Origin of the sequence: Rhizobium sp. BR 315 (genome assembly GCF_050577975.1) — a bacterium.
Lineage (GTDB): Bacteria > Pseudomonadota > Alphaproteobacteria > Rhizobiales > Rhizobiaceae > Rhizobium > Rhizobium miluonense.
This window is the reverse complement of record NZ_JARWKZ010000069.1, coordinates 1-25,802: the sequence shown is the minus strand read 5'-3', so window position 1 is coordinate 25,802 and position 25,802 is coordinate 1. Positions and strand designations below refer to the sequence as shown.

Below are 25,802 nucleotides of genomic sequence, written 5' to 3'. Positions count from 1 at the left end.
GCCCCGACGAGCCCGGCAAGGACGACCATAGCCAGCGAAAGAAGGATGCACTGGTTGAGGCCGACAAGCAGGGTGGGCATGGCGGACGGTATCTCGATCTTGAACAGGATCGAACGCGGTGGTGCGCCAGTGGCCTGACCGAGTTCCAGAAGATCCTTCGGCACCTGATTGAATGCCAGTGTCGTCAGGCGGAGCATCGGCGGCACGCCATAGACGATTGTGGCGATGATCGCTGGCACGCGGCCAAGACTGAAGATCATGACTGCCGGGATGAGATAGACCCACGGCGGTACCGTTTGCATAATGTCGAGCAGCGGCCTTATGGCGATCTCGAAGCCCTTGTGGCGTGACGCAAGGATGCCGAAGGGAAATGCGATCGTGACCGAAATGGCGACCGCCACCGTTACCAAGGCGAGTGTCTGCATGGACGCGGCCCAAAGTCCTGCCAGTAGGCAGAAGGCGAGGGCGATTGCCGTAACCACCGAGACCCTGATGTTGATCGCGAGAGCGGCCAGCAGGACGGCAGCGACAATGACCGCACAGGGCGGCGGGTAGAGCAGAGCGGATTCCAAGGCCCCGAGCACGGCTTCGATCACATTGGTGATGGCCTCGAAAAGGGGATGGAAGTTGGTGTTCAGCCAGTCGACGGCCGGAGCGAAATATATGCCGGGCGAGAACCGAAGGAGATCGAGATTCATCTTGCACCTACCTTGGCGCGGCGGGCCGCGCTCTGCGTCAATCGGTCGAGCACCATGGTCAGGATGACGATCGCGATCGCAGCGTTGATCGATGTCGCCATATCGAGCGTGCGTACCGCGCTGTAGATGGTTTGGCCGAGGCCGCCGGAACCAACGATACCGGCGATCACCACCATGCCGAATGCCATCATCAAGCTCTGGTTAATGCCGGCCATGACGCTTGGAATCGCAAATGGCAGCCTGATTTTCGTGAACATCTGCCATGGTGTCAGGCCGCTCGCCTGGCCCAATTCAATGAAGGCAGGCGGTGTCATGCGGATGCCGAGCGAAGTCAGGCGAATGGCGGGGGGCATTGCGACGATGAACGTCGCCACCAATGCGGTTGCAGGGCCAAAGCCAAGAAGCGCAATGGCGGGAAGAAGGTAGATATAGGGAGGCAGCGTCTGGATGAGATCGAGGATCGGCTCCAGGAACCTGTCGAACCATTGCAGAAATCCTGCGACAATCCCCATCGGGATTCCGATCATCAAGGCGAAGAGCGTGGCGGTGGTCACAAGTGCAAGGGTGCTGATGGTTTCGTTCCAAAGGCCCATGACCGCGCAGAAGAAAAGTGCCAAGCCGGCAAGAAGACCGGATGCGACGTTGATCAGCCGCCATGCAAACAGTGCCCCGATGATCGCGATGACGTAGAAAGGCGGGAGTTGAAGGAGCCAGAGAACGCCATTGTACGTTCCCTCCAGCACGGTCCGTAATGGGTCGAATATCCAGTTGCCGTTGTCGCTGATCCAGCCTAGCGCGTCGTCGGTCCAGGCATCGAATGCGTCTGCAATGACCGAGATGTCCATTTGCTTTCGTCCTCTCAGGCCGTCATATTCTGTTGCGCTGGGGATCCGGCGACGCCCCGAAGCAGCCCGCGTGTCGTGACCACGCCGACGATGGAACCATTGTCGACCACTGCCAGGGCATCGCGCTCCGACTTCATCGTCAGGTCGATGAGTTCGCCGATATCCGCCTCCGGATTGGTCGTTGGCAGTGCGTTCACGTCCTGCTGCGGTTGCAGGTTCCTGTATTCGGCGATCGATTGCATCACCGAATGCGCCTTGACGAGATGAACCCTGGATATGCCAGCCACGAAATCGGCGACGTAGTCGTCGGCGGGCTTCGTTACGATCTCTTCCGCGGTTCCCACCTGGACAATGACGCCGTCCTTCATGATGGCGATACGATCGCCGATACGAATGGCTTCTTCGAGATCATGCGTGATGAAGACCGCGGACTTTCCGAGCGACTTCGTCAACTGCCGGAACTCGTCCTGCAACTGGCGGCGGATGAGTGGATCAAGTGCGCTGAACGGCTCATCCATGAGAATGATCTCGGGGTCGGCCGCCAGGGCGCGGGCGAGGCCGACACGTTGCTGCATGCCGCCCGACAATTCCGAGGGATACCGGGCTGTCCAGTCGGAAAGGCCGACCTTGTCGAGCGCAGCCCGAGCCGTCGTGTTGCGCTGCTCTTTCGGCACACCGCGAACTTCCAACCCGAAGGCCGCATTTTCCAAGACCGTGCGATTTGGCAGCAACGCCACGCTCTGGAATACCATGCCGATGTTGCGTGCGCGCATGTCGCGCAGCTCGGCTGCATTCAACTTGGCAATTTCCCGGCCCTTGATCGCGATCCTGCCAAGGCTCGGTTCGATAAGGCGATTGAGCAGGCGGACCAAGGTGGATTTGCCGCTTCCGGAAAGCCCCATGATGCAGAAGATCTCGCCGCGGCGGACCTGAAGATGGGCATCGGAGACACCGACGACACAATTGAATTCCTGAAGCACCTGTTTCTTGGAGAGGCCGCGTTCGGAAACGGCCTTCACAGCGGCGGTCGCGCGCGCACCGAATATCTTCCAAACGTTCTGGCAATCGACCAGGACTTCATTGGCGTTATCCATGACAGTGTTCATCGTATTCCCCGCGGGGCCAGTCCATTGCCGGCCTGTTCGTCTTCGTTGAGGGATGCGGGCCGCCCTGATGGCGACCCGTGTTAGGCGTCAGTTGGTGTTGATGTTTTCCCAGCGCTTGATGAGATCGGCGTGGCTGCCGATCCATGCGGCGACTGCCTGATCCATCGTTTTCCCGTCATTCACGGCGCTGTTGATCGCGGTGATGTCGGCAAGCGGCACATAGACGCTGGCGATGACTTCACGCGCATGCGGATAATCGGCGGAGAATCCCTTCTTGCCGACCCAGTAATAGCTTTGCGGCGGTGGGAAGATGCCCTTGGGGTCCTTCAGGAATTTCACGTCGTATTTCTGCATCATCCAGGATGGCTCCCAGATGGTCACGGCGATCCATTCCTTCCGGTCGACGGCCGACTTCAGGGCCGCAGTCATGGCTGCGGTGCTGCCCTCGACGAGCTGCAGTTTCAGGTCATAGCCCTTGACGGCATTGGCAGTATCGCGCATCAGGCCCGAACCCGGCTCGATGCCGACGATCTTGCCGCCGAACTTGTCGGCATTGGCGTTCAACTGGTCCATGGAGTCGATCGGTACGTATTTCGGTACGGCAACGCCTTGGAACAGGCCGTGCGAGACCGGCGAAATCTTCTCGAGGCGTTTCTTGTTTTTATCCCAGTAATCCTGTGCCACATAGTCGGTCTGAGAGGCGAGGATCTGGATGTCGCCCTTGCCGAGCGCTGCATAGGCAATGCCCCATTCGGAGAATGGTACGACCTTCACGGTGTAGCCGGCATCCTCCAACACTTTTTTGGTGATCCCAGTGATCGGTGTCAGGTCCTCCCATGACATCGTTCCCACGGTGATGCTCTTCTCTTCCGCATGCGCGGAAAATACGGTCATTCCGACCATCGCGGCTGCGCAGAGCGCCTTCCACAAAGTCTTCATTTTTCTCACTCCTAGTTTTCGTTCCCATTTTATTGAAGACCTGCGATCGGCTCGGTCTTCACATTGCGCGGCGACGGATCATCCCTCGCGGCCTGCGCGCAATTCCTGCAAACGGATCACTGAATTGATGCCGAGCCATGCGAACGGTTCCGGTGGCAACCGGGACGGCGCGGCGTGATCCATGTATTGTTCGAGTTGCTGGGAGGCAGTGCCGGTTGCCAGTTCAGCGGCCATAATGCCTGCCAATGTGCTCTTGACGGTGCCGAGCCCATTCTCGCAGCATGCCGAGTAAAGCCCTTCGTCGAGCGCGCCGAATGCCGGCACATGATTCCGGCTCAAGCATAAACGCCCGGCCCAGCTGTATTCAAAAGGAATGCCTTTCAGCCCGGGAAAGCGTGCGTCGAGCGAATTTCTATGCTCTTCGGCCATCTTGGCCATTCGCCGGTCGGAAACGATGATCGTCGTCTCGTAGGTGTATTTCGTTCGAATGACGATACGAGACTGTCCGCCGGAGGTGATCTTTCGCACCGTCGCGCCCATGGCGTCGGCGGGAAGCAGTGCCCATCTATCCCGCCCTGAAACTTTTCGGCCGAGCTCTTCGGCTGGGAATGGAGCCGTCATCGAGGCGTAGGCGAAGATATGCATCAGACGGCCGCGGAAGTGGCCGAAGTCGTCGATGTGGCCGTTGACACCCAGGATAACGTTTGGGGCGGTGACCTTGCCGCGAGTGGAGATAGCCGTCCAGATTCCTTTATCCCGCGTCAGCGCGGTCACCGGCGATCCTTCGAAGATGTCGATTTTGCGCGACAGCCCTGCGGCAAGTTCGCGAACATAATCGGCCGGCTGGATCAGGACCGCGCCCGGCGTATAGAGGCCGCCAAGGTAATAATCGGAACCGGTCAGCTTGCGCATTTCGGACGCGTCGAGATAGGCGTGCTTTTCGCCGGCGCTCTTCAGGGACTGACCGAAGCTGATATTCAGTTTCATTCCGCGCGCGGTCGCCGCGGCATTGATCTTGCCCGCCGGGTCGACGGTTTCTGACGACATGCCGTATTCGTCCGCGGCGTCTCTCGCGAAAGCGATGGCAGCCCTGTTCTGAGCCATCTCCATGCGAGTGGCGTCCAAGCCGCCACTCGAATATTCACTCGATGACAGGTTATGCGGGACGTCGATCATGAAGCCGGAATTGCGGCCCGACGTGCCTTTGGCGACTTCGCTTGCGTCAAGCACCACGATTTTATCGTCGGGCCGAAGCTGCAGCAGACGGCGAGCCGCCGAGAGCCCGGCAAAGCCCGCGCCAATGACCAGCCAGTCCGCGGTCACGTTGCCTTCCAGGCTCCGGACCGGGAACGAACGTCGACTGATCGCCTCCCAGCCCGAGACGCCGTTTTCCGCCGGCAAACGTTTGACGGACCTCGTGGTCATCGGATCGTCTCATCCACTGAGCGATCGGAGACGTCGATCCAGATTGTCTTCAGTTCGCAATAGTTGTCGTGTGCGAAGATCGACTTGTCACGTCCGCCGAAGCCGGACTCCTTGTAGCCGCCGAACGGCGTCGTCGCGTCGCCTTCGCCGAAGCAGTTGACGGTAACGACGCCGGCCCGAATCTCTCGCGATAGCCGGATGGCCTTCTTGAGGCTTCCGGTATAGATCGACGCCGTGAGGCCGTAGTTGGTATCGTTGGCAAGAGTGATGGCCTCGGCAAGGGTCTCGAATGTCGTTACCGACAGGATCGGCCCGAAAATCTCCTCCTGAAACAGTCGGCTCGAAGGCGTGACCTTGTCGACGACCGTCGGCTCGATGTAGATGCCGCCGCGGGATTCTCCGCCATAAGCCACCGAAAGCCCTTCGGTCTTGACGTCATCAAGAAACGACGAAACCTTCTCGAAATGGTTCTTGCTGACGAGGGCACCGATGCGGTTTTCCGGGTCGAGCGGATCGCCCGTCTTCCACTCGCGCATATAGGCGCCGATGCGCTTGAGCAACTCGTCCTTGACGCTCGATTGCACGATCAGACGTGAGGTCGCAGAGCAATTCTCGCCCATGTTCCAGAAGGCACCGTTGACCACTTGCTCGGCGACGAGATCCAGATCCTCGGCATCTTCAAGCACCACGGCGGGGTTCTTGCCGCCGCACTCGAGAACGACTTTCTTGAGGTTGGAATCCGCCGCATAGCGCAGGAAGCGCCGTCCGGTCGGGGTGGATCCCGTAAAGGCCACCATGTCCACGTCCATGTGCAGGCCGATCGGCTCTCCAACGTCCTTGCCGCCGCCTGGGATGACATTGAAGACCCCGGCTGGGATGCCAGCCTCATGCGCAAGTTCGGCAACACGAAGCGTCGTCAGCGTCGTCTCCTGGGCAGGCTTGACGACGACCGAGCAGCCCGACGCCAGAGCGGGACCGATCTTCCAGGCGAGCATCAGAAGCGGGAAATTCCAGGGAAGCACGCAGCCGACGACGCCGATGGGCTCGCGCACGACCATGGTGAGCGCGTTGGCGCCGACAGGGGCGGTGTTGTCGTAAAGCTTGTCGATCAGTTCGGCATGCCAGCGGATGGTATGGATCGTGTCTGGGACATCGACGGTCTGGCACTCGCGGACCGGCTTGCCGCTGTCGAGGCTTTCCATGACGGCGAGTTCATGGCGGTTGTCTTCCAGCAGTTTCGCGAATTTGATGAGCGTGGCCTTGCGATCGCCGGGAGATTGAAGGCGCCAACGGCCATCCTCGAACGCGTCCCTTGCTTTCGAGACGGCGAGATCGACATCACTCGCATCGCAAGCGGCAATCTCGGCGAGCGTCTCACCCGTTGCGGGATTGGTCGTCTTGAATGTCTTGCCGGAATTGGATGGACGGAAAGCGCCATCGATAAAGGCATTTGTCGGGAATTGAATACTGCCGACAATCGCCTTGTATTCAGCTGCGGTCAAGGGTTCATGCATGATTGGCTCCCGACATGATCTGGGCGACCGTGCGCTTCAAGGTGGCGACGACAGTCTGGAGGGTTCTCTTTTCTTCGGAGGTCATTCCGCGCAGCGGCGCGCGAACCGGGCCTGCCTTAAGGCCGGCGATCTCGCAGCCGTGTTTGATGGATTGCACGAATTTTCCGGTTTCGAGAAAATCCATCAGCGGAAGCATCGCCTTCATGATGGCGCGGCCCTTGTCGAAATTCTTCTCGATTACACAGGCTTCGTAGAGGGCGACATGCTCGCGCGGCAAGAAGTTGGAGCCGGCACAGACCCAGCTTTTTGCACCCCAGGCGAAGAATTCGAGCGCCTGGTCATCCCAACCGCACGACAATGCGATATGTGGAAACTTCCTCGCCAGCAGATGGACATTTGCCATCTCCCCGGAGCTTTCCTTGATGGTCTTGACGTTCCTGGATCTGCCCACGCGCGAGAAATAATCGTCGCCCATCATCACGCCCATGCGGGCAGGATAGTTGTAGAGCATGATCGGCAGGTTGGCGGCGCGGTCGACCGTCAATGCGTGAATGGCGTTTTCCTTCTCCGTCGGCAGCGCATATGGCGGCGAGGTTACGAGGATTGCATCTGCGCCGATCTCCTTTGCCGCCGTGGCATAGGCAACGGAATCTTCCGTACGGGTCGCGCCTGTGCCTACAATCAGCGGCAGGCGGTTTGCGACGACCTGCTTGGCGTAGGCGGCAAGGTCGAACCTCTCTTGCATGGACTGGGCATAATATTCGCCGGTGGAACCGCCGATGATGATCCCATGGATCTTGGCCTCAATGAGCGATTCCAGGACGGCGGCGAACGCGGCTTTGTCGATCTGGCCGTCCGGTCCATGCGGCGTGATCGCCGGGGTGTAGATGCCTTCGAAATTCAAGACGATTTCTCCATCAATGTGACGGGCACTTCGACAAGCGCGTCCGCCTTCATTCCCTGCGGAGCGATAAACATCTCCATGTTCTCGCGCGACAGTTCCCAATGCTCGAACACCAGGTCTACGACGGTGTCCTCATCGTGTTGCGCGATCGCCTCGATGAAGCCGTCATGGTGCTCCACGGCGAGCTGAAGCCGTTCGCGCATGTCGTCATTCTTTGGTCGGAAGAAGGTATGGCCGATCCGCGCATGGTCGATCAGCAGGCGACCCAGGCTCGGTTGCAGATAGGCGTTGAACGACATTTCTCCGATGATTTCGTGGAAACGATTGTTCTCGAGCACCATGGCGAGAGCATCGCCGGAGCTGCTTGCGGATCGAAACCGATCCTGTGTTTCCTTCAGGTCGATGAGTTGCTTCGGTTTGAAGTTTTGAACCGCAAGCCTGCCGATTGCGGCATAGATCATCGGCGCCACCAGGAAGAAGTGCCTGAGGGTCTGATGGTTCATTGGGCTGACGCGCGCGCCGCGATTTGCCCGGATGTCGATATAGCCTTCGCCTTCCAGGCGCCGGAAGATTTCCCGGACGGGCGTGCGGGAGAGCCCGTATTGCTCGCTAAGACTGACTTCGTCCAGATCCTGATCGGGGTCGAGTTCCATGGTTAGAATTTGACGCTTCAGATCGTCGTAAAGACTGTTCTTCCCGCCCTTCATCGCGACCTCCTCCTTGAAATTTTGCAGGGAACTGAGCCCAGCGGTTCCTGCCGATGGGGGAAAGGTCTCACAGGTGCGCTGGCGAGTCAATAAAATTGTATACTATGAGTACACAATGGATGTTATGTAGAAATACAATCTTCGAAAACGGCCGGCACCGCTTGAGGCAATTGCGATGGGAGGTCGAGTTTGATCGGGCCGAATCGGCAGGTCGCGGTCGTCAGTGGTCGCGTTATTGAGGGTCTTCGGACGTCGCCAGGAGTTCCCCAGTAAAGCGTTATCTTCGCCGGTGATGTGATCGGGGTTCGGTTCAATCCCCAGTCAGGGGCTCCATTGCTGAGTTCAATGGAAAACCGGTTCGGCACAGTAATTTGACCTGTGCCTGTCCGAGCTTGGCATTGGCCAGGCACTCCGTTGGAATGCTGCAACCCGGGTGGTGAAATTGAAGGCAATGAAGGCGTTCGGTGCGGATAAGAAGCTGTCTGGTTCATTCTGAGGCGCAGCGGATATTGTGCGCTCGCTTTGTAAGCGATTGATCCTGCAGCTCGTCGCTTAACTTCGTCTATGACGGAAGACGAGCGGCCGACGTCACCGATAAGACGAGTTCCGCGTATGACCGTGCATCCACAGCCTTTGAATAAAAGTATCCTTGCGCCAGTATGCATCCCATTTCCCGGAGGAGACTGGCATGGGAGACGGTTTCGACCCCCTCGGCGATAACTTCGATGTCCATGCGGCGCGCGATCTCGACCATCCCCTCCACGATCGCAGCGGCGCCACTATCGCTCTCCATGAGCTTCGTGAACGAGCGGTCGATTTTGATGATGTCGACCTTGACCTTTAGAAGATGAGAAAGTGCTGCGTAGCCCGTTCCGAAATCGTCTAGAGCGATCTTGAAGTCCGCGGCTCTCAGATCCGAGATGGTGTCGCGGATAGCGTTGGCGCGCTGCTCCAGGTAAACGGTCTCGGTCACCTCAACGATTACGTTCCGCGGAGCAATACCAACTCGATCGACGAAGCGTGACAGGCGCTCCTTGAGACCGCCGGTCTGAAAATCGGCCGCGGTGACGTTGATTGCGATGTGGCCGATTTCAATGCCTTGCCGGCGCCAGCCCGTGACATCGGATGTCATTTTGTCGAGCATGCGCCCTGTGATCTCTGAAGCGATATGGGCGTCGTGCATGGCCTCGAAGAACTCGGCGGCCGACGCATAGCTTCCATCTTGTCGCCTTATGCGGCAAAGTGCCTCCACACCGACGAATTTGCCGGTCCGCAGATCGACAACTGGTTGGTAGAACGGCACAATTCTGTTTTCGGCAAGAGCGAGCGTCACATCACGAATGGCATTGAGGCGTGACGTAATTGCTGTTGCGACGGTCGCATCGAATGCCTGGAATAGGCCCTTGGCCGTATCCTTGGCGTGATAGAGCGCGAGATCGGCTTGATGCCGCGTGACTTCCATCGTAACGCCCGGTTTGCACAAGGCGCCGCCCGCCGTTGCGAGCGGTAGCACAGTGTGCCCACCACAACAGGCCGGCGCCTTAAGAAGGCTCAGGCAGGACGCCGCCAAATCTCTAAGTTCGTCAATATCGCGAGCTTCACATATAATTGCGAACTCGTCACCGCCCAAACGGAAAAGATGCTCCGTCACGCTGTGCAATCTCGCGGCAACTTCCTTGATCAGTTCGTCGCCAACTCGATGTCCAAACGTATCATTCGTGAACTTGAGATTATCGAGGTCTAACAATATGAGACCAAGGCCGTCGCGAGCTATCTGGTTGGCATGGCGATCGAAGGCTGCCCTGTTTGGCAAACCAGTCAGCGCGTCGTGATATGCAAGCCGATGACGCTCCATCGCGCGATGGTGACGCTCTATTGCGATTGTGCAGAGATGAATCGAGGCAGCGACGAGTTTTCTCTCGATCCTCGAGGGGCCACGCGGCTCCTCATAGTAAAAGGCAAATGTACCGACGACCGATCCGTCTGCCTTCTTGATCGGGCTCGACCAGCAAGCGCGATATCCCAGCGGTTTGATCAAGTGTCGATAGGGTGCCCACTTTGCATCTGTCAGGATGTCTTGGACGGCAACCGGCTGCGCAAGATATGCGGCTGCCCCGCAGGAGCCGACGTCCGGGCCGATCGCTATGCCGTCAAGAGCTCTTGCGTAGTATTCTGGAAGCTTTGGACCGGCCAGCGGGCGCAAGAGGCCGTCCTGCACCAGCAGGACGGAACATGCGATACGGGGAACTCGTTCCTCGATAAGACGGCAGAGATGATCGAGTGTCGCCTCAAGGCGCTCGCCGGAGGCAATCAGCTCGAGGATTTCATTCTGCAATCTCAGGAGCATATAGGTTGTTCCTCCGGAACAACGGCTTAGCATTAAAGCCTTAAGCCGTAGTGACCGGAAAGCCATTAATTGTACCGGGCTTAATATTCTCGCGCAAACTGCCAAGTCATGCAGTTTCCGAGAGTGTCATCAAATCCTTCAAGCAGGAGAGTATAGGCCAAAAGGTCTATCGTTCACACAATGAAGTAGGCCAAGACCTGCCGCATGTCTGGTAGCACTGAAGGCTCCTAGTCGATCGTCAGACCGAACTGATCCCGGCGTGAGCGCTTCGTACCGACCGGTTGGCTCGATGTCGCATCGCCGCCGCCCCGAACATTCCCCATTTGTACAACCAAAGAGATTAAAAACGGCTAGAGCAAGCCAGTTGATACGAGAAGTGTACCTGCACAATTGTACCACATTCCCGGAGCGAACCACATCTGCGCAGTTTTACTGACGAGCAAAGCGCTGATCCTTACGCCGCCAGGCATTATTTAGCTTTTTGGAATATATCTCGCGCAGTTCAGTAGTTAACCTCCCGTGAGTCATCGATCAGATCGCCATGAGAGGCCATTTGCAATTGTGCAACACCCTCGTCGAGGCTGTGAAAAGTCCAAAAATAGTCAACAGATTGTTATAGGTAAGGCTTGCGGGCTGCGATATTAACTGCTTCAGAAAATAATTGGGAATCTACTTTGCAAGAAGACGTGAGTTCGTTTAGCCTAATAGATGAATAAGCTTTAGAAAGCATGTTGGCAAAGTATTGTTGTTGGGGAAAGGTGCCATTTTGGTTTATGGAAAGCGATTGATTGTGGCAATCGGGATTTCGGTAGCCGTCAGTTCTTTGTTGAGTGGTGCTGCTTACGCGATGACATTGCAGCAGGCAATTGATAAGACAATGAAAACTAACCCGCAGATCATGCAGGCTGCGCAGAATCGGGAGGCAACCGAGTTCCAGCTGCGTCAGGCAAGGGGGCTTTACTTGCCTTCTGTCGATCTGGAATCGGGCTATGGTCGCCGTAGACTTTCGGACGCCACATCCGGAGCTTTGACACGTAGCAGGGATTACCTGAGTCCAGCCGACGTAAGCTTGACTATTACGCAGACGCTGTTTGATGGCGGTGATCGCAAGGCACAAAAGGACAAGCAGGCAGCCCGTGTTGACGGCGCATCTTTTCGCGTCCAGCAGCGCTCGGAAGCCTTGGCGCTTGAAGTAACCCAGAATTATCTCGAATACTTGCTGCAGACGGAAATCGTCGCGGCGGCGGAAAAGAACGTCGCCTTCCACAAGCAGATGGTCGGCAACATCGAGGATAGCATCAAGGGCGGCGCCCTCACCGATGCCGATCGCTATCAGGGCCGTGAGCGCCTGCAAGCGGCCAATGCCCGCCTTCAGGAAGCCAAGCGGGAACTGGATGCGACCAAGATCCGCTTCCTTCAGGTCGTCGGCGAGCCGATCACCAAAGCGAATCGTCCGGCCTCCGTGGGGCGTTACCTGCCGAAGACGCTGGATGACGCTGTCTTCATCGCTCAAAAGAACAATCCGCAGATTTTCTCGGCCAAAGCTGACGTCAATGCCGCCGACGCCGATGTCCGTGGGTCCAAATCTGCCTTCTTGCCGAGGCTGGACCTTGTCGGCAGCGCCCGTATCGGTGACGATGTGGACGGTAATAAGGGCAACACCAGCGACGTCCAGGTTGGTGTCGTCGCCAAGTGGAACCTCTATCACGGCGGCATCGATACCGCCCATCAGCAGGAACTGGTCCGTCGTGCCGCCGAACAGCGTTTTGCGCTGAGCCAGACTTATCGCGAGGTGGACGAGTCTGTCCGTTCCGCTTGGAGCGAGCGCACCAACCAGGCCCAGCTTGCCGGTATCTTGAGCGGGCAGGAAAAGACAAACGCCCAGCTCGTCTCGTCCTATCGTGAGCAATTCAAGGTCGGCCAGCGCTCGCTGCTCGATCTGTTGGATGCCCAGAACACCCGCTTCAACACCGAGATTTTGGCTAAGACGGCGGAAGTCGCCTCGCTCTTTGCCGAATACAAGATCCTCGCAGCGTCAGGCAGTTTGTTGTCGACGATGAAGCTGAAGCCGGTCGATCAGGCGACGCCCTATGCCCGTGATCAGTTCGCCGTTTCGTCGAACACGGCTGATCCCGGCTACACTAAATACGACTCGCACCAGAAGCCCGGCTTGCCGATCGATCTGCTCGAGCCGATTCGTTAATCGTTACGATCCGAATTGGGTAGTACTTCATGTTGAACGTAGCACCTGACGTGTCTGCGAGCGTACCGCTGCAGACATTCAAGTCGGCATTTAAATCGGTTGCTGCATTTTACGGTCGCCCGAACTCGGATACTGTGCTGTTTTCGGGAATTCCGGACGAAATTCTCGAAGCCATGGAGCTGGATGACGTCGAGCGACTATCGGAACGCGTCGGTCTGCAAGTCCTGAAGCACAAGGAACGAGATTGCCGGCTCGGTAATTTCGACTGTCCCGCCATCGTCACCTTTGCTGACGGCGGCGTGCTTCCATTGCTCGAAGTGGCCGAAAACGGCTCTTATGTCACTGATGTCGTGCCGGTCGCCGGGATGCCGGCCCGCTTGACGCGGGATGAGCTTGCCGCGCTCAATCCGCAGGCCGCGTTCGCCTTCACGCTTTTCTATCAAAATGCATCGGAAGAAGCGCGTGTTGGCCATGCGATGGAGATCGAAAAGCGTCACTGGCTCGCGACGACGCTGGCGCCCTACTGGCGCACCTATGCTCGCGTCATGCTGGCGGCGCTGTTTATCAACATCATCGCGCTCGCCTCGCCGCTCTTCACTATGAACGTTTACGACCGGGTGCTGCCGAACAAAGCGTTTCCAACGCTTTGGATGCTGACCACCGGGATATCGCTGGCCTATCTTTTCGATTTCCTGCTGAAGACGGCCCGGGCGTCGCTGATCGACTATGCCGGTCGCAAGGCGGATTTGCGTTTGTCGCAGCTGATCTTCGACAAGATCCTGAATTCGACGCTGGCTTCGCGACCGATGTCGACGGGCGAATATGCCAACCGCGTATCACAATATGAATTCGTGCGCGAATTCTTCACTTCGAACACCATCGGCGTGCTGATCGACAGCCTCTTCGTCGTCATCTTCCTGATCGTCATCTATTTGATCGCCGACTGGCTGGTGGTTATTCCGGCCGTCGCCTTCGTTCTGTCCGTCGTGATCGGTCTCGTGGCCCAGGCGCAGATTGGCAAACGCATGGCGACTGCGACGAATGAAGCATCGCGCCGCCAGTCGCTACTCGTTGAGACCATTTCGACGATCGAGACGTTGAAGAGTCTGCGCGCCGAGGCGACCATGCTGCGCCGCTGGCAGGAGCTGACGAAATATTCGAGCCGCACCAGCGAGGACATCAAGCACATCTCGTCGAACGCCATCAACATGACGATGTTGTTGCAGCAGATGGTCAGCGTGCTCATCGTCGTTGCAGGTACCTATGAATTCGCCGACGGAAAAATCGCTATGGGCGCAATCGTCGCCACCGTGATGCTGGCGAGCCGCGCTGGTGCGCCCTTCGGGCAGATCGCCATGACCCTGGCGCGCTTCCGCCAGGCCACCATGTCGCTGCGCATTCTCGACAAGATCATGGAGCAGCCTGATGATCGCCCGTCGACCGTCGGTTTCGTCAACCGACAGATCCGCAGCGGTGGATTCAGCTTCCAGAACGTTTCTTTCCAATATCCGGGTTCCGACCAGGCGGTCATCAATCAGCTGTCCTTCACGGTCGCCCCCGGTGAGAAGATCGGGATTATCGGCCGGATCGGTTCGGGCAAGACGACGCTTGGCCGGTTGCTCGACGGGCTTTTCCAGCCGACCAATGGCCGCGTTCTGATCGATGGTGTCGATATCCGCCAGTATCACATGGCCGAGGTGCGCGCCGCTGTCGCCGTCGCCGGCCAATCGTCGGACCTGTTCTCCGGCACGGTGAAAGAAAATCTGCTGCTCGGTCGGGCCGATGCCAGCGACGAGGAGTTGCTGGCCGTCTCGCGCATGACCGGCGTCGAGGAGTTCGTTGCCGTTCACCCGCGCGGTTTCGATATGCCGGTCGGTGAGCGCGGCGCGAACCTGTCGAATGGGCAGAAGCAGGCGTTGACCATCGCCCGCCTGCTCCTGACCCGGCCGAAGATTGTCTTCCTCGACGAGCCGTCGGGGGCCATGGATCTCGCGAGCGAACGCCATCTGATCAGCAAGCTGACCAATGCCTTCGGTCCGGAAACGACGATGCTGGTGGCGACCCATCGCCATAGCATGCTGGAGCTGGTCGACCGTCTGATCGTCATCGACAAGGGCCGTATCATTGCCGATGGCCCGAAGAACGCCGTCATCGAGGCCATGCAGCGCAAGGCGGTGCAATAATGCGTGCCTCTCATCACAATATCCACGACAATCCGCCATTTTTCGCACGGCTGATCCTTGGCCTCTGCGCCTTGATGATCGCCGCCTTCATTGCCTGGGCGGCCTTGGCCGACATCGACGAGATCGCGCGCGGTGAGGGGAAGGTGATCCCGGTATCGAAGACGCAGATCGTGCAGTCGTCCGAGCCCGGCATCGTCCAGCAGATCAATGTCAATCTCGGCCAGGTCGTCCACAAGGGCGATCTCCTGGTCCAGCTCGACAATACCACGACGCAATCGACGCTCGGCGAATCGGTGGCCAAGGCTCGGTCTCTTGGCGCCAGGGTTGTGCGTCTCGCCTTGGAAGAGGCGGGCACCTACGACGTACAATTCGTCTGCCCGGCTGATATTCTGGCCGCTGCCAAGGACGTCTGCAACAACGAACAAAAGCTTTTCGAGGCAGATCGTGCCAGCTATCAAAACAAGCTTAATGTTCTCGATCAGCGTCTGAAGCAGCACCAGAACGAGCTGGATGAGGCCCATGCCAACATAGACCGCTTGACGCAAAATATCGTCGGAGCGCAGAAGCACTATGATCTGCTGAAGCCGCTCGGCGAGAAGAAGCTCGTCGCCGAAACGGAAGTGCTGAAGGTCCATCGGGACCTGGTTGACTTGCAAGGTCAGCTGAAAGTCTATGTTGAAAGTCTGGATCGGCTGCAGGCTGCGGTAAAGGAGGCGACCCTGCAGGTCGGCGACCTCGGGCTGCAGTTGCGCCAGCAGGCATTGACCGACAAGGGGCAGGCGCTGGCGGAACTCTCCGTCGTCGATGAGACGATCCGCGGGGTATCGGACCGAGTGAAGCATACCGATATCCGCTCCCCGGTCGACGGCATCGTCAATACGCTGGAGGTCAATACGATCGGCGCTTATGTTGAAGCAGGCAAGGTCATTGCCGGTGTCGTGCCAACAGCCGACAGTCTGTTGATCGAGGCGAAGATTTCGCCCCGCGACGTTGCCTTCGTACGCGCCGATCAGCCGGCGGTCATCAAGATCTCGGCTTATGATTTCTCGATCTTCGGTGCGCTGGACGGCAAGGTCGTCAACATCTCCGCAGATAGCCTTGTCGATAAGGACAAGAACGAGACCTATTATCTCGTGCGCATCAAGACCGACAAGTCGGCGCTGGAACGCGACGGCAAGCGCTATCCGATCATCCCCGGCATGGTGGCTTCGGCCGAGATCATAACCGGCCGCAAGGCGATCCTCACTTATCTGATGAAGCCGATCAACAAGGCGCGCTCGGAAGCGCTGACGGAACGGTGAGGTAGGTCATGCGCAAGGGAGCCGGGAAAGACGAAGCCGCGATGATAGTCCGCGAAGAAGCTTTGCCATCGGTCGATGGTGACGAGATGGAGCCGCGTTTCCGCGCCGTGACCGGCGGCGGCGAGCGTCGCGGAATTCGTCTGGAGCGGATCTATTGGGATGGCCTCGGGCGGATGTCGGAAGCACGCGGCATCAGCATCGGTGACTTGGTTTATCACATGGCGGCCGAAATGCCGGAAACCGGCAATCTCACCTCTTTATTGCGTGTGCTGAGCTTCAAATGGGCGCTGAGCCGCCTTGATGCCGTCGAAGACGTCGCATCGCTGACCAATCTCAACGCAGTCCTTCAGGCGTCGCCGACGCCGGCGGTGGTGCTGACGCAAGAACGCGGAATCAAGCTCTTTAACGATGCCTTCCTGAAGATGCTGCGCCATCGCCTGCCGCTGATCGACGATGTCCAGCAGACGGCGCGCACGCTACGCTTGTCGATCGACACCCAGATCGAAGAGGTGCTCTCCGTCCTATCGGCCAATCGTGGAAAGACACTGAACACCGGCTTCAAGATCGGCCTCGGTTCGCAATCGCTGACGGGCCAGATCAGTCTGGCGCTGGCGCCGACATACGAGGCGCCAATGCTGATCGGTTATATTTCCTTGTAATGAGAATGTTGTCACGTTCGCTGAGTGCGGCGCTCGTTCCGTACTAGCGAAAAGGCGAGTCCTATCAGTGGATCTCGCCTTCGCCAGGGGCCACCTTGGCGAGCGGCATTGCCGCAGCAACCGCTTGCGCACGAGGATCGCGGGAGCCATGTAGATAGCCGCGGCCGGCGACAATCGAATAGAGCGGCAGGTATTCTGCAATGCGCTTGTCTGACAAAACCTCATCGCGCATGTTGTCGAGGATGAGATTGTTGCCGTTGACGGAGACCGACAGGACGGCGTGGTAGAAATGCCGCTGCTGGTCGAAGAGTACGACCAGCGTCATGTGGTCGAGATCAACGCCTGCATTGTAGAGGGCAGCCATCTTCAATATGGCATAGTCCTCGCAGTCGCCCTGCTGGTGGGCCAGGGCCTCGCTCGGCTTCGCCCAGTAGTCCGTCACATGATAGGTTTCCATGTCGCTGGCGTAGCGAATGGCATGGTTGACGGTGAAATTGATTGTGTTGATCTTGTCGCGGATCGAGGCGCCGGCAACCTTTGTCTCGGCGGCTGCGACGGCGGCGGCCGCCGCGTCGCATCCACCCGCGCCGCAATCGAGCGCTTTGCCGGACCGGATCTCGGCGAGTGGGCCGGCGAACTTGTCGAGCGCCGCAAGATGCTTGAAGGGAATGGCGACGGTTCCGAACACCGAGTCGCCCATCTGGGTGTTGGATGGCTTTGCGGGATGTGCCGGCTGGAACGGGGCCGTATCGTTATGCGAGAGGCCGGCCGGCTCGACAGCGAGGCTCTGGTTTAGCGCAGCAAGGTTGATGCCCCCAATCGCCTTCGCCGCGTTTCCGACGGTTGGCGCAAAGAGATCGATGGCTGTGTCGAACAGCGGATCCTGAAGCAGGTTGATGACCGGGCGGACAGTATCGCCGGTCGCCGCCAGACAGGTGATCGGTGACGACAGACCAAAGGCAAAGGAAGCTGCAGCAAATGCTGCAAGTATATTTTTATCGCTCTTGCGTTCCATTGGCGCTTAATTCTCCCTGGATGAGAGAATAATGCGCGATATATCTGAATACGGCGTTCGGAAACGTCCATAATCTAAGTATAAATTGAGCGATCAAATAAGTATAAAATTCTAGAGGGTTTGGTGGGAAATCGTTAAGGACGATGTTACCGTCCGTGCCGAAGTGATCCGGCATGGCGCGGGAGCCTGCCGACGAGGCAGTGTAACAGCAGCGGCGACAGCGCGCTCTGGCGCGCACTACGCTCGATGCGATTGTCTGTGTCAGAACGACTGTGAGGGCTGTACGGCGACCTTCAGCTTGCCGCCGTCGATCGTATTGATCACCATTTTGCGCTCCACCATGCCGGCGGCACTGAAGCGGAAGAGCCCCGTCGTGCCGCGGAAGCCGACCTTGTTCATTAGGTTGGCCGCGGTGATGGCTTGAGGTCCCTGGGAACGAATGAGGCCGGAAACGATCGCCATGGCGTCGTAGCCATAGGCGCCATAGGTTGTCAGCGGGTGGTTGAAGTGGCGCTGGTAGCGCTCGGCAATGAGCCCGCTGCCTTGCGTATCGTCCGTCGCGACAAATGCGCCTGCCGCTGCCGGCGTCGTATAGACCGCTTGCGGCCACTTGTTGGTGCCCACCAGGGCCTGAGCGGGAATGGCGGCACTGCGCACGGCGCTCGCAACCATGCCGACTTCCGGCGTGCTGCCGAGAATGACCACGATTTCGGCCGACTGGATGAGCGGTCGGTTCTTGGCAAGGATATCCGCGGCCTGATCGCTTGCGCCATAACGGCCAAGGCCCATGAAAGTGTTGCCACTATTCCAGAGGGCGTTGCTCAACCTCGTGCTGTCGGATTGAGAAAAATCCGCAAGCACCAGCGCCGATATCTTTTTATGACCTCCGGGAGCGGCCGCCTTGACGCCCTCGGCCGCGCTATCGATTTCGTCCGAGGCCAGGTTGAAGACATCGCCATTGGTCGCGGCCATAGCACTCGCAAGATTAAGCAATGGCGGGCGTTGGGTGGGGGGAATGGCGGCGATGGCAGCTGTCTCGGCCGGCGGCAGATAGCTGACGATCAGCGCGGCATTTCGGCCCTTGGCTGCTGAGACCAGCGCGGGAATGTTGGTAAGACCTTGGCCGACATCTTTTACGCGCAGCCGAACCTGATTGTTGCCGAGCTCGCCGACGCCAAGAATCGCCCCGTCGCGGGCGTCGCGGGCCGGACCTTCGTAGAGACCTGCGGCGCCCTTGCGCAGCAGCAGCGTGATTTCCGTACCGCTATCGCCCCCATAAGTTTCCTCGATGGCGGTGGACGGCATTTTCACGTTGTCGGTCTTGCTGTTGCTAGCCAGGCCGATACCGTCCATCTGGCAGCCGGCGAGCCCGGCGCAGAGGATAAGAGCAGCACCGCCTACTCTTTGCTGATGTCGTCTGCGCGGTAGCCATTCAGTAAAAAGGCTCAACGGAAGGCTGATCGCAAACGGCACTACTCACTCCCCATTCTCAAAAACAGGCTGCGACAGCCTATAATGGCGCCATTTGCACACGGCGACTGGCGGAAAGTCAAGCGGTATACTTAAGGAGTGGTTCTTCGGTTGAGTTAACCATGGGTAAATATTTCTGCGATCTTGCATAACCGGCTATATCTGTGAGGTTAACGAAGTATTGCAATCACCCCGCTCCCGTAATTGATTGGCGCCACATTACGAGACACCGGGAGCCATACCTATGGAAGATTCACGCATTTCGACCGTAGACCACGAAGCGGTTACGCACGATTTCGCATCGAGCGACCGGAGCGAGGGTCTCGCAGCCGAGATCAATGCGTATCGGCCGCTGCCGTTGTCGCAGAATGCTGATGTCGCCGCGTTCGAGCTGGCACAGGCCGCAGAGCAGCAGGCGAACGGCAAGACTGCACGCCCCAACGCTAACGAGCCGCAAAACGCCGACGCCCGCCAGCCGATCCAAATCGTGCCGGACAATGGCAACGTCGTCCATCTGCCGCCGAATACCTCGATCGATGATATCCACGTCGAAGGGCGCAACCTTGTTCTCGTCCAGGCCGACGGCACGCGCATCGTCATCATCAACGGCGCGCTGAACGTCCCGACCTTCCTGATCGGCGAAGTCACGCTGCCGCAGCAGGCAGTCGTCGCTGCCCTGCAGCAGCAGGGCGTCAACGTCGCTGAAGGGCCTGATGGTTCGGTTCACGCCGGCAACGGCACGAGTTCCGGCCACCAGTTCACTGATAGCCAGGCCGGAAACGCCCGTACGCCGCTGAACCTGCTTGGCCTCCTCGGCCCCGGCGGCGTGATCGGCAATGGTAACGGCGGCACCAACACCCAGGGTAACCAGGCTGGCAATCGGGGCAATGGCCAGGTCAGTCAAACCCAACAGACCGTCGCGCCCTTGGATGCCACGGCAGATACCGGTTCGGTGAAATCCGGTGCGACGATCTCGTCGGATGCGGCGCATGGTGTGCTTGCCAATGATGTGACGACCGTCGGCGGTCTTCAGGTGGTCGGCGTTGCCGCAGGCAGCACGACCGCGGCGCAGTCCGGCCATGTCGGAAGCGCGATCGCTACCTCGTTCGGGACGCTGACGCTGAGCGCGGATGGCTCGTACAGCTATCATGCCAACCCGAATGAGAGCGGTACGGATACCTTCACCTATACGGTCAGGGATGCCAATGGTACCCAGTCGACGACGACGCTGACCTTCACGGTGACGGACGGTCGCACGACGCAGCCGGCGACGGCTGACGGGACGGCGCTGTCGGAGGCCAATCTTCCACGCGGTACAGCGCCGTCGGAATCAGCTGTAACGGCCCATGGCAGCATTGCGCTCGCCGATCCGGATGCTCCGCATGTCACCAGCGTTCTGGATGCCAAGGGGACTTCGGTTACGGTCGGTGCGAATGGCACGACGACGATCCAGGGTTCCTACGGCACGCTGTCGATCGATGCGGACGGCAAGTACAGCTACACGCTGACGACGGCGGGCGTGCATGCCGGCGGCGAGCAGGAGACCTTCACCTATACGGTGACGGACGCACACGGCAACATCACCACCTCGACGCTGAGCTTCACGATTGCCGACGATGCGCCGATCGCCACGGCGGACAGCGGTTCGCTGCAGTCGGGCGTGACGGTCGCCGCCGATGCGGTGCATGGCGTGCTTGCCAATGACGTGACGGGTGCCGACGGCAATCTTCAGGTGGTCGGCGTAACGGCCGGCGGCACGGAGACGGCGCAGTCTGACCATGTCGGCAGTGCGATCGTCACGACGCTCGGAACGCTGACGCTGAACGCCGACGGCTCCTACAGCTATCAGGCCAACCCGAAYGAGAGCGGCACGGACACCTTCACCTATACGGTCAAGGATGCCGACGGCAGCCTGTCGACGACGACGCTGACCTTCACGGTGACGGACGGTCGGACGAGCCAGCCTGAGACGGCAGAYCCGACGAAGCTGTCGGAAGCCAATCTTGAGAACGGCACGTCTCCGTCGGAAGAGGCCCTGACGGCCCAGGGCAGCATCACGCTGGCCGATCCGGACAATCCGCATATCACCGGCGTCACCAACAGCCACGGCGATGCGGCCACGGCCGATCCGAAGAGCGGCGTCTGGCAGATCCAGGGTTCCTACGGCACGCTGACGATCGATCCGGATGGCAAGTACAGCTACACGCTGACGACGGCCGGTGTTCATGCCGGTGGCGAGCAGGAGACCTTCACCTATACGGTGACGGACGCACACGGCAACGTCACCACCTCGACGCTGAGCTTCACCATTGCCGACGATGCGCCGGTGGTCGGAGATGTGGATCTCGTCTCGATCAGCGAGCACGCCTTGGTGTCCGCCAACAGCGCGACGGTATCCGGTTCTCTCGGGATCACCACCTTTGGCGCCGACGGTGCGGCAGCCAGCAACAGTGTTGCCTTCAGCGGCGCCACGCCTGTGGATGCCGGCGGCAATCCCGTTACCTTGACCTCGCATGGCGAGGCGGTTCACTTCGTCGTGGTTGGTGCGACGCTCTATGGCTATACAGGCAATGCTCCGGCCTCGGGCGCTGCCCCGGCCACGAACCAGCTGGTTTTCACGGTCGCCCTGGCGGCGCCTGATGGTGCGCACGCGACCGGCGCCTACGACTTCACGCTCTATAAGCCATTGGACGATGGCAACAGCGCGAACAACCTGTCCGACATCAAGCTCACCTTCGGCTATACGGCGACGGATGGCGACGGCTCGCAGAATACAGGAAGCTTCGCGGTCGATGTGATCGACGATGTGCCGACGCTGGCTGATCATGCCGCGGTTTCCGCGACCGTCTCGGAAACGGCCATCAATGCTCCTGTGGTGACGACGGCATCTTACACGATCGATTTCAACTCGGTGACACCCGAGAATGCCAAACTGACAGTAACCGAGGGCAGTGTCAGCGGCGGCCAGGTCGGCTCGTCGTCCAAGGGTGGCGATATCGTGCTCACGGCCAACGCGGGAACGACTTTTGTCATCACCCAAATGGATATTGGTGTGTTTGACAAGAAGGGAGTGTCGTCCAAGACTGTCACAATCACCGGCACCGATGCTCATGGCAATACGTATTCGGTAACGACTGTCGGCTCGACCTTCTTTGCGGCCGATACTCCACTCGAAGGCAAACAGCTGACGTCGATCAGGATCGATCCGCACGACAACTCGCTGACGATCACAGCCGACAACATCCATGTCACCGACACGACGACGACAATACCCACCAATGCCCCTGCCGAGACGACGTTTGACCTGACCTCGCTCGTCCATGCCAGCGCCGACAGCCCGTTGGCCTGGTCGACGAACGCCATCGCTGCCGGAACGTCTTCCGCCAGCCTGACCGGCGGCACCGGCTTGACCTACAATGGCGCAGCCATCACGCTCGCCAGCACGGATGGGCATACGATCACCGGCTCAGCCGGAGGCGTCACGGTCTTCACCTTGACCGTCGATCCTGCCAGCGGTCATGCCACCTTCGACCTTTATCATCCGATCGACGGCGGCAAGACGCTGCCGCTCGACTTCTCGAAATATGTGACGGCGACGGATTTCGACGGCGATTCCGTAACCTTGGGTGGCGGCTCCGTCACCATGGTCGTTCAGTCGGCCACGGACAGCCTTCCGGCAATCTCTTCGACGGGTCTGGTGTCAAGCGTCAGCGAAAGCGGCCTGCCGGGCGGTACGGGGGCGGCCGGCGTTGCCAACGTCCATTCGGGCAGTATCGCAATCACTGCGGGCGATGCGCCCTCGACCGTGACAATCGATGGTCATACTTTCAACGTCGGCACCGCCATCGCCAATGGCGATACCAACGCCACGATCCACGGCGCCTACGGAACGCTGCAGATCCTCAGCGTTACCGCGACGGCCATCAACTACACCTATACGCTGACCGGCACCACGAGCGGGACGGGCAACCATGACGCCTTCTCAATTACCGTCAGCGACGCGCCGATTGACGGTGAAAGTCAGGCCGCAACCCTGACCTTCAACATCACCGACGACAAGCCGATTGCAAGCACCGTTTCGCTCGGATCGATGCATGAAAACGACAGCAGCGCGACCTTTACGCTCGCTCCCGGCGCCATCGCTTTCGGCGCCGACGGAGCGGCCCAGAGTGGCGCGATCCATGTCGACAGCGTCAGCGCCAACGGAGATCTCGCCGGTTCGGCGCTGAGCACGTCCATCGTCGCGATCGACGCCGGGCATGTGACCGTCGCGCCGGGCAGCGCGCTCGATGCCCTGGCGCTTGGTCACTCCTCGACACTGTCGGTCGGCTATACCGTCACCGACGGCGACGGCAGCAAATCCAGTGGCACCTTCAGCATCACAGTCAACGGCGTCAATCATGCGCCGACCGCGGCGGATGGCAGCATCTCCACCGGTGAACATACGGACTATTATTTCAAGCCTGCCGACTTCGCCTTCAGCGATAGCATCGACGGCAACGCACTGAAATCCGTCACCATTACCAGCCTGCCGACCGACGGGATGCTTTATCTCGGCACGACAGCTGTCACGGTCGGTCAGCACATCGCTGCAAGCGCCCTTACAACGCTCCACTTCACGCCTGCGCCGGGGTTCGCCGGTGCTACCGATACCACGAGCTTCGGCTTTACCGTGCAGGATAACGGCGGCACGGCCAATGGCGGCGCGGATACGTCGACTGCCCATACGATGGCGGTCAACGTCACGGCCGTTGACGACGGCAAGGCTACGGTCTCGATCGCCGATCAGACGGTGCATACAGGCAAAGCGATCGTCGCAGGCGACACGCTGAATGCGGCGATCACTACGGACGACCCTGATCACGGGCAGTCGGGTCTGACCTATGCGTGGAGCCGGGCGGACGACCAGTCACATACGGTTCTCGGAACTGCATCGTCCTATACCGTGACGAGTGCTGATGTCGGGCATTCGTTGATCTTGACGGTGAGCTATACGGATGGTCAGGGGTTCAGCGATGTCGCGACGCAGACGACATCCGCCGTCATCGCGCCGACCGTCTTCGCTCCGACCATCGATACAACGCCGCTGTCGGAGGCCTATCTTTCGACCGGTTCCGATCCGCAGTCTTCTAAACTGGCGGCCACGGGCAGCATCGCGCTCGGCACCTTCGACAATCCGCATATCACCAGCGTCACAGGTGCCGACAACACAGCAGTCACAGTCGATCAAGCCGCCCCAGGCAGCCAGACGACGACGATCCACGGTTCCTACGGTGATCTCGTAATCGACGCGAACGGCGCATATACCTACACGCTGACTCATGCAGGCTCGAACCCATCGGGAGATACGGATCAGTTCACCTATACGGTGACCGACATGAACGGCAAAACGGATCAGGCGACCCTGACGTTCAATATCGCCGACGACACGCCGACGCTGACCGGTACCGGGATTTCCGCAACCCTCTCTGACGATGGTGTGGTGACGGCCGCCGATCATTCCGCGACGACGACTGCGGAACTGACTTCGCTGGTAAACTCTGGTGCCGACAGCCCGTTGACCTGGTCGGCGAATACGGTCGCAGCCGGTACCTCTTCCGGTACCCTGACAGGTGGCACGGGGTTGACCTACAATGGCGTGGCCATCACGCTCGCCAGCACGGATGGGCATACAATCACTGGCTCCGCGGGCGGCGATACGGTCTTCACGCTGACCGTCGACGGCAGCGGCCATGCTGCGTTCGTGCTTGACAAGGTATTCGACGGCGCCAACGATCAGACGCTCGACTTCTCGCAATACGTAAGGGCGACGGACTCTGATGGCGACTCTGTGACGTTGGGCACAGGCGCCTTCACTATTGCCGTGGACCACGTTAATCACGTGGCTGTGATTGCCGGGACCGATACGGGCGACGTCATAGAAGACCAAAGCGTTGTCGGAGGTTATCTGCAGGCAAGTGGCACGTTGGCGATCAACGATGCCGATAGGGGCGAAAGCAAATTCCAGGCAACGACCATAAACCCCGACAGCACGCATCTCGGCACGCTGACGATCGGCGAGGATGGCAGCTGGAGCTATAAGGTCGATGACAGCCTTGCGGCTGTGCAGAGCCTTGGTGTGAACCAGAGCAAGACCGACACGTTTACTGTCTCCTCGGTTGACGGAACGACTCATGACATCATCGTAACGATCAACGGCACGAACGACGCGCCGACGATCTCGATTGCCAATGGCGACAGCGCGAGCGGTATCGTGACCGAAGCCGGCGTTGGCGTTGCCAACGACACTGCTCACAATACGGCTTCCGGCCATTTGACCGGCGCCGATATCGACAGCCCGTCCTTGACCTGGTCGGTGGTTACGACCGGCGGTCAGACGGGCAATCCGGACGGATCGGTGACCGGCGCTTACGGCACGCTGAGCGTCAATGCGAACGGCACCTGGAGCTATGTGCTGGATCAGTCGAAGGCCGATCCGCTCAATGT

16 protein-coding genes are annotated in these 25,802 nt (G+C 59.3%); 5 read left to right on the top strand and 11 right to left on the bottom strand.

What is annotated here, in order from left to right; genetic code table 11:
• The 9 genes from QD409_RS32115 to QD409_RS32075 form a co-directional block, all read right to left on the bottom strand.
• Positions 1 to 698, bottom strand: a 698-nt coding sequence (locus tag QD409_RS32115) for an ABC transporter permease (protein WP_430764696.1), incomplete at its 3' end; no start/stop codon positions are given.
• On the bottom strand, positions 695 to 1,543 hold the full coding sequence (locus QD409_RS32110) for an ABC transporter permease (protein ID WP_092849253.1): 849 nt from the start codon (positions 1,541 to 1,543) through the stop codon (positions 695 to 697). The genes QD409_RS32115 and QD409_RS32110, both read right to left, overlap by 4 nt.
• A 14-nt stretch (positions 1,544 to 1,557) precedes the next feature.
• The gene (locus QD409_RS32105) at positions 1,558 to 2,649 is read right to left on the bottom strand and encodes a quaternary amine ABC transporter ATP-binding protein (protein WP_092849256.1); all 1,092 of its coding nucleotides are present in this window, start codon (positions 2,647 to 2,649) and stop codon (positions 1,558 to 1,560) included.
• Positions 2,650 to 2,736: 87 nt separating this feature from the next.
• The gene (locus QD409_RS32100; RefSeq protein ID WP_092849262.1) at positions 2,737 to 3,588 is read right to left on the bottom strand and encodes a glycine betaine ABC transporter substrate-binding protein; all 852 of its coding nucleotides are present in this window, start codon (positions 3,586 to 3,588) and stop codon (positions 2,737 to 2,739) included.
• Between the two features lie 78 nt (positions 3,589 to 3,666).
• On the bottom strand, positions 3,667 to 5,013 hold the full coding sequence (locus QD409_RS32095; RefSeq protein WP_092849268.1) for an NAD(P)/FAD-dependent oxidoreductase: 1,347 nt from the start codon (positions 5,011 to 5,013) through the stop codon (positions 3,667 to 3,669).
• On the bottom strand, positions 5,010 to 6,527 hold the full coding sequence (locus tag QD409_RS32090) for an aldehyde dehydrogenase (protein ID WP_092849271.1): 1,518 nt from the start codon (positions 6,525 to 6,527) through the stop codon (positions 5,010 to 5,012). The genes QD409_RS32095 and QD409_RS32090 overlap by 4 nt, the downstream gene beginning before the upstream one ends.
• Complete coding sequence (locus tag QD409_RS32085; RefSeq protein ID WP_430764695.1) at positions 6,520 to 7,431, bottom strand: dihydrodipicolinate synthase family protein; 912 nt, start codon at positions 7,429 to 7,431, stop codon at positions 6,520 to 6,522. The genes QD409_RS32090 and QD409_RS32085 overlap by 8 nt, the downstream gene beginning before the upstream one ends.
• Complete coding sequence (locus QD409_RS32080; protein WP_092849275.1) at positions 7,428 to 8,138, bottom strand: GntR family transcriptional regulator; 711 nt, start codon at positions 8,136 to 8,138, stop codon at positions 7,428 to 7,430. The genes QD409_RS32085 and QD409_RS32080 overlap by 4 nt, the downstream gene beginning before the upstream one ends.
• A 562-nt stretch (positions 8,139 to 8,700) precedes the next feature.
• Positions 8,701 to 10,485 carry a putative bifunctional diguanylate cyclase/phosphodiesterase gene (locus QD409_RS32075; protein ID WP_430764694.1) on the bottom strand — a complete coding sequence of 595 codons (1,785 nt, stop codon included), beginning with the start codon at positions 10,483 to 10,485 and terminating at the stop codon, positions 8,701 to 8,703.
• Positions 10,486 to 11,332: 847 nt separating this feature from the next.
• On the opposite strand from QD409_RS32075, the gene QD409_RS32070 reads away from it, so the two are divergent.
• The 4 genes from QD409_RS32070 to QD409_RS32055 are packed head-to-tail and all read left to right on the top strand — an operon-like array spanning position 11,333 to position 16,831.
• Positions 11,333 to 12,688, top strand: coding sequence for a TolC family outer membrane protein (locus QD409_RS32070; protein ID WP_092849341.1), 1,356 nt, complete (start codon positions 11,333 to 11,335; stop codon positions 12,686 to 12,688).
• A gap of 29 nt (positions 12,689 to 12,717) precedes the next feature.
• Entirely contained in the window at positions 12,718 to 14,871 is a 2,154-nt protein-coding gene (locus QD409_RS32065; RefSeq protein ID WP_430764693.1) for a type I secretion system permease/ATPase, read from the top strand.
• A complete protein-coding gene (locus QD409_RS32060) occupies positions 14,871 to 16,172 on the top strand; it encodes an HlyD family type I secretion periplasmic adaptor subunit (RefSeq protein ID WP_092849290.1) in 1,302 nt (433 codons plus the stop codon). The genes QD409_RS32065 and QD409_RS32060 overlap by 1 nt, the downstream gene beginning before the upstream one ends.
• Before the next feature lie 8 nt (positions 16,173 to 16,180).
• Complete coding sequence (locus QD409_RS32055; protein ID WP_430764692.1) at positions 16,181 to 16,831, top strand: ribbon-helix-helix domain-containing protein; 651 nt, start codon at positions 16,181 to 16,183, stop codon at positions 16,829 to 16,831.
• Positions 16,832 to 16,895: 64 nt separating this feature from the next.
• On the opposite strand, the gene QD409_RS32050 is transcribed toward QD409_RS32055, so the two are convergent.
• Together QD409_RS32050 and QD409_RS32045 are read right to left on the bottom strand one after the other, a co-directional pair.
• The gene (locus QD409_RS32050; protein ID WP_430764691.1) at positions 16,896 to 17,846 is read right to left on the bottom strand and encodes a transglutaminase-like cysteine peptidase; all 951 of its coding nucleotides are present in this window, start codon (positions 17,844 to 17,846) and stop codon (positions 16,896 to 16,898) included.
• Positions 17,847 to 18,107: 261 nt separating this feature from the next.
• Entirely contained in the window at positions 18,108 to 19,319 is a 1,212-nt protein-coding gene (locus tag QD409_RS32045; RefSeq protein ID WP_430764690.1) for a hypothetical protein, read from the bottom strand.
• 241 nt (positions 19,320 to 19,560) lie between these two features.
• Between QD409_RS32045 and QD409_RS32040 the strand changes: the two genes are divergently transcribed.
• On the top strand, positions 19,561 to 25,802 hold a 6,242-nt coding region (locus QD409_RS32040; protein ID WP_430764689.1), incomplete at its 3' end, for a VCBS domain-containing protein.

Bases quoted from the DNA above. Each gene is read 5' to 3' on its own strand.
- QD409_RS32110 (WP_092849253.1), bottom strand. From the start codon at position 1,543: ATGGACATCTCGGTCATTGCAGACGCATTCGATGCCTGGACCGACGAC.
- QD409_RS32105 (WP_092849256.1), bottom strand. From the start codon at position 2,649: ATGAACACTGTCATGGATAACGCCAATGAAGTCCTGGTCGATTGCCAG.
- QD409_RS32100 (WP_092849262.1), bottom strand. From the start codon at position 3,588: ATGAAGACTTTGTGGAAGGCGCTCTGCGCAGCCGCGATGGTCGGAATG.
- QD409_RS32095 (WP_092849268.1), bottom strand. From the start codon at position 5,013: ATGACCACGAGGTCCGTCAAACGTTTGCCGGCGGAAAACGGCGTCTCG.
- QD409_RS32090 (WP_092849271.1), bottom strand. From the start codon at position 6,527: ATGCATGAACCCTTGACCGCAGCTGAATACAAGGCGATTGTCGGCAGT.
- QD409_RS32080 (WP_092849275.1), bottom strand. From the start codon at position 8,138: ATGAAGGGCGGGAAGAACAGTCTTTACGACGATCTGAAGCGTCAAATT.
- QD409_RS32075 (WP_430764694.1), bottom strand. From the start codon at position 10,485: ATGCTCCTGAGATTGCAGAATGAAATCCTCGAGCTGATTGCCTCCGGC.
- QD409_RS32070 (WP_092849341.1), top strand. From the start codon at position 11,333: ATGACATTGCAGCAGGCAATTGATAAGACAATGAAAACTAACCCGCAG.
- QD409_RS32065 (WP_430764693.1), top strand. From the start codon at position 12,718: ATGTTGAACGTAGCACCTGACGTGTCTGCGAGCGTACCGCTGCAGACA.
- QD409_RS32060 (WP_092849290.1), top strand. From the start codon at position 14,871: ATGCGTGCCTCTCATCACAATATCCACGACAATCCGCCATTTTTCGCA.
- QD409_RS32055 (WP_430764692.1), top strand. From the start codon at position 16,181: ATGCGCAAGGGAGCCGGGAAAGACGAAGCCGCGATGATAGTCCGCGAA.
- QD409_RS32050 (WP_430764691.1), bottom strand. From the start codon at position 17,846: ATGGAACGCAAGAGCGATAAAAATATACTTGCAGCATTTGCTGCAGCT.